Source organism: Pararhodonellum marinum, from assembly GCF_015354735.1.
GTDB lineage: Bacteria > Bacteroidota > Bacteroidia > Cytophagales > Cyclobacteriaceae > Pararhodonellum > Pararhodonellum marinum.
Genome location: NZ_JACEFJ010000027.1, coordinates 1 through 4,686 on the forward strand (window position 1 = coordinate 1; position 4,686 = coordinate 4,686).

Consider the following 4,686-nt stretch of genomic DNA (forward strand, 5'->3'; position numbering starts at 1 on the left):
GATGTGGTGCCAATGGCACGATAATCCTGGTGGTGATGCTGATGGATGTGTCGTATTGGTTTTTCACCAACCTTGTTTCTGTGAAGGCGAGGTAGATCATTGATTTACGTAAGGAAATTGGTGCATCGAATTAAATTCGGTGCAACGGTTTGTTAATTAATTTGATTTTAATATGAGGTGGATATATTTCATTGCGATATGCTGTGCTTTTAGCTGTGGCAAGAAGTCGCAAACTTTAACTTATAAATTAAAAAAGACAGGTGAGGTTTCTTTAGTACCTGAGGGAATCGTATTTGTCAACCCGTCTCTTGCCCAGTTAGTTGAGTCAGATTCAGGGAAGTATTTGTTTTTTTATAATTCAATTGGTAAAAATTACTTATTTATGGATTTTCAAACCGGAAAAACCAAAGTGGAAATACCAATGAATACCAATGAAGGACCAAATAGTCTTAGGGGAAGGACGGGAGGATTCTTGACCACAATTGATTCTATTTGGATGACTTTTGCGCCAGCAGGTATTGGATTAGTCAATTTCAATGGTGAGCTACTTTTGAAACGGAAAGTGGAGAATGATCTTTTTCCTGTATCTGCTTTGATGTCTGATTTACATAGGCCTATTATACAAAGAGGAAACAAACTTTTCGGGCCTCAGCCTTATTTTATGAACCATCATGGTATGGATAAAGCGGATATAAGGAAACACCAACTTATCTACAGTTATGATATCAAATCCGATGTCACTGAATGGTATGATGTGTTTTATTCAGATGATTACTGGGATAAAGGAAAAAAGCTAACTGATTTTTCGTGGGCTCACAGGGAGAATAAGCTTTATCTTTCACCGCTATATGATCATGAAATACAGGTGTTTGACATGAACTCGGGTAAAATCGAGAAAAAGAAGGTTGTCAAATCCAAACATATCAATCGGTTTAATTATGTGGATGCCATACCATCAAGTATCCATGAAGGGTTGTCAGGTGATCTTTCTTTTGACAAATATAACGGCTTGATTTATGACCCTTACAGGGAGGTTTTATATCGTCTTTTTCTACCAGGGGTTGAATTGATTGAGGAAGACATGCCAGTAGAAAAGATGAGAATGCTCAATTGGTCTAGGCCTTATATGGGGGTTATGATTTTGGATCTTGAATTAAATGTGCTAGGCGAACACCTGTTCGAAAAGAATGAGGTCTACACTTTTTCTAATTTCTTTGTCGGTAAAGATGGGTTGTATCTATCGGCCAATAACCATTTTAATGAGGGTTATACGGAAGACAGTTTAAGGTACGCGGTATTCAGTTTGGAAAAACAATAGTAGCCATGTTTAGATCGGTTTCCATCTTGACTTCGGGGATTTTTTTTCTGTGGGTTGGCATGTCGGCGTGTAGACCGGGTGGGTTCGAAGAATATCAATCCGTTTTGGATATTTCAGGCGCGGAATACAGCCAAACGGTATTAGTGCTGGATTTTGGATGTGAACCCTGTAAAGAGGGTTTTTATGGTTTTGTCCTTGAAAATTGGCCCGCCCAAACCGCATTGATATTCAGGAGAGAAGTAAGCCGAGAGACAAAAGACAATTTTCCTCGACTTTTTATCAGGGATGATGTCTTCAGGGACACTGCCGATATCGCCTATGATTTTCGTTTGGTGGGGAGAAATGATCAATTGGCATTGATTAGGAATGAAAACATCCTTATCTACGATTTTTTGGAGTACCAATCCTTAATTGATGATTTGGAACAGCCCCTCATTGAATAATACAAATGGGTTTGTGGCAGGAGTTTCATGATGTGTTTTCCGGGCCTTTTTTGAATTGCCGTTTCGGCAGTTGATGGACCGGCCATATACCTTCACGAGTTTGAATTATTTACCTAACCGAAAAATAACATGTTTATTTTCGATTATAATCGAAAAAATACATATTTATTTTCGGTTATGATCGAAGGATTGCATGATTTTGCGATACAGCAGCATAAAGGCAAATGTCTATTTCTGGAGAACTACCACAGGCATGGAGTTGGATTGGCTGGAGGAAAGGGGAGGACTGATCCATGCTTTTGAGGCCAAGTGGAATCCCAGAAGGAGGGCTTCGCTTCCTTCCGGAATTGAAGCGGCTTATCAGGCACTGTTTTCCATACCGTGTCCCCGGATAATTATATGGATATTTTGGCAATAAAGATTTAGGCTTAAATCTCTACCCCGCTGAAAGGATTAAACCTCCGTCTGCCCACCTGCATGCCGATGGCACGGCAGACGGTCTTGTCTCCGTATTTGCTGTTCAGCCGGTCGAGGGCCTGGTAGAGTCGGATCTGTTCCTCGGAATCTTCGAACAGGTTGATCTGATAGTTGCCATGTACCAGGTGGCTGAAACGTACCCCGATCAGGCGGATCAGCAGACGGCGGTGGTAGAGCTTTTTGAAAAGGTCTTTGACCACAGCGATCAAGGTATGGTCTGTGGAAGTATAGGGGATCCGCTGCTGTACCGTATGGGTATCAAAATCCGAATAACGGATCTTGACGCTGACACAGGCGGTAAGCTGCTGTTTTAGCCGCAGCTTGGAGCTGAGTTGTTCGGTCATGGCGATCAGGTGGGCTTCCAGCATGCGCACGTCGATGGTGTCCTGCTCGAAGGTGTTTTCCGAGGAAATGGACTTGGCCTCGGAGTAGGGGGTGACCAGGGAACGGTCGATCCCGTTGGATTTTTCCCAGATCATGCGGCCGTTTTTCCCGAAGGTGGCCTCCAAAAGCTCCGAAGGCATGACCTGTAGGGTCTGCACTTTTTTGACCCCCATGTTGTAGAGGGTCTGGGAGGTTTTTTCCCCGATCATGGGAATCTTGCGCACGGACAGGGGGGCCAGAAAAGGCTTCTCCTGTCCGCGGAGGATTTGTTTTTCGTTGTTGGGTTTGGCTTCCCCGGTGGCGACTTTGGATACGGTCTTGTTTTCCGATAGCCCCAGCGAAATGGGCAGGCCACTTTCCTTTATGATCTTTTGACGGAGTTCGCCCGCCATCTTGAAGCAGCCAAAAAAACGGTCCATGCCCGTATAATCGATATAGAACTCATCAATAGAGGATTTTTCGAACAAAGGCACTTCCTCCCGGATGATCTCGGTGACTTCATGGGATTTTTGGCTGTATTTTTCAAAATCCCCCCGGATGATCAGGGCCTCGGGGCAGAGCTGCCTTGCCGTACGCATGGGCATGGCCGAGTGTACCCCAAATCTCCTCGCCTCATAGCTGCAGGAAGCCACCACCCCCCGGTCTCCCGAACCTCCGATCAGGATGGGCTTGCCCTTGAGCCGGTCGTCATACAGCCGCTCCACCGATACAAAAAAAGAATCCAGATCCATGTGCACAATGCTTCTCCCACTCTCCATTTTTGTCAATTATTTTAACATTTTATAGTTTATAATTTAAACAAAATCATTTATATTTGAGTGAATTAAAGCAGAAATATATTTTACTGGTAGGAGGGTTGCAGTGGAAATGCGGATAGCGTAGCAGTATTGTACTGTAAAAAACGTACCATTCCAAAATAGCCCGAGCAGCTGAAAGTTGTTTCTGCCCCATTTCATCAACAAAAACCATCAGAAAATGAACCTCCATTCCAACCTCAAATTTCTTCGGAAGAAAAAAAGCGTTACCCAGGAGACCATGGCACAGGCGGTGGGGATCAGCAGGTCCAAGCTAGCAGGGTACGAACTCAACATCAGTCCTCCTTTGGAGACCTTGTTGACACTTGCCGATTACCTGGGCGTATCGGTGGATGTGTTGCTGCGGAAGGACCTGGCCCAGCTTTCCGAGTACAAGCTGCGGCAGTTGATAGAAACGGACAATTTCCTCCGGGGACGCAACTTGCGCATACTCACCACCACGGTGGATGCCGATGGGAGAGAGCTGATAGAAGTGGTGTCCCAGAAGGCCAAGGCCTCTTACTTGGCGGGATTTTCTGATCCGGATTTTATAGAGGAGTTGCCCCGATTTTCACTTCCCTTTTTGCCGCAGGACAAAAAGCACCGGGTATTCCAGGTGGACGGGGACTCCATGCTGCCCATTCCGGACGGGGCCTGGATCGTCTGTGCATACATGGATGACTGGACAGCGATCAAGGACGGGGGAAAATACGTGGTGGTCACCGAACAGGACGGGGTCACCCTCAAGATCGCCTACAACCAAATCAAAGACAAGGGCCGTCTGCTCCTATGTTCCAGCAATCCGGTCTACAAACCCTTCTATGTGGACATGCAGGATGTGAGAGAAGTGTGGATGTACAGGCTGATGATGGTGTAGGGTTGGATTTACGAGTTACGAGTTACGAGTTACGAATTGGGAATTGGGAATTGAGCTTTTTTCAGGTTGTCATCTTGTCGAGGTCCCTACTTTCAGCTTTGAGCTTTGAACTTTCAGCTTTTTCTCTGTTGTCCAGTTACCTGATTCTCAGATATCCTGATTTTCTGTTTTCTGTTTTCCAACTTTCAGCTTTTTTCAGGTTGTCATGTTGTCGAGGTCCCTACTTTCAGCTTTGAGCTTTGAGCTTTGAGCTTTTTTCAGTTGTCCAGTTATCTGATTCTCTGATATCCTGATTTTCTGTTTTCTGTTTTCCAACTTTCAGCTTTTTTCAGGTTGTCATGTTGTCGAGGTCCCTACTTTCAGCTTTGAGCTTTGAGCTTTTTTCAGTTGTCC

General features: G+C 44.8%; 5 protein-coding genes. 4 read left to right on the forward strand and 1 reads right to left on the reverse strand.

The window, feature by feature from the left end:
- The first annotated feature begins 172 nt into the window (after positions 1–172).
- From H1A14_RS22850 to H1A14_RS22860, 3 genes are all read left to right on the forward strand, one after another.
- On the forward strand, positions 173–1,318 hold the full coding sequence (locus tag H1A14_RS22850; protein WP_194778636.1) for a DUF4221 family protein: 1,146 nt from the start codon (positions 173–175) through the stop codon (positions 1,316–1,318).
- 5 nt (positions 1,319–1,323) lie between these two features.
- A complete protein-coding gene (locus H1A14_RS22855) occupies positions 1,324–1,761 on the forward strand; it encodes a hypothetical protein (RefSeq protein WP_194778637.1) in 438 nt (145 codons plus the stop codon).
- Between the two features lie 193 nt (positions 1,762–1,954).
- Positions 1,955–2,179, forward strand: a complete 225-nt coding sequence (locus tag H1A14_RS22860) for a hypothetical protein (RefSeq protein ID WP_194778638.1) — start codon at positions 1,955–1,957, stop codon at positions 2,177–2,179.
- Positions 2,180–2,189: 10 nt separating this feature from the next.
- Here the strand turns inward: H1A14_RS22860 and dinB are convergent, their stop codons facing one another.
- A complete protein-coding gene (gene dinB / locus H1A14_RS22865) occupies positions 2,190–3,380 on the reverse strand; it encodes a DNA polymerase IV (protein WP_194778640.1) in 1,191 nt (396 codons plus the stop codon).
- 217 nt (positions 3,381–3,597) lie between these two features.
- Here dinB and H1A14_RS22870 point away from each other — a divergent pair, with 217 nt between their 5' ends.
- Complete coding sequence (locus tag H1A14_RS22870; RefSeq protein ID WP_194778639.1) at positions 3,598–4,293, forward strand: XRE family transcriptional regulator; 696 nt, start codon at positions 3,598–3,600, stop codon at positions 4,291–4,293.
- Positions 4,294–4,686: the final 393 nt, after the last annotated feature.

Coding starts and splice junctions, on each gene's coding strand:
- H1A14_RS22850 (WP_194778636.1), top strand. CDS start 173: ATGAGGTGGATATATTTCATTGCGATATGCTGTGCTTTTAGCTGTGGC.
- H1A14_RS22855 (WP_194778637.1), top strand. CDS start 1,324: ATGTTTAGATCGGTTTCCATCTTGACTTCGGGGATTTTTTTTCTGTGG.
- H1A14_RS22860 (WP_194778638.1), top strand. CDS start 1,955: ATGATTTTGCGATACAGCAGCATAAAGGCAAATGTCTATTTCTGGAGA.
- dinB (WP_194778640.1), bottom strand. CDS start 3,380: ATGGAGAGTGGGAGAAGCATTGTGCACATGGATCTGGATTCTTTTTTT.
- H1A14_RS22870 (WP_194778639.1), top strand. CDS start 3,598: ATGAACCTCCATTCCAACCTCAAATTTCTTCGGAAGAAAAAAAGCGTT.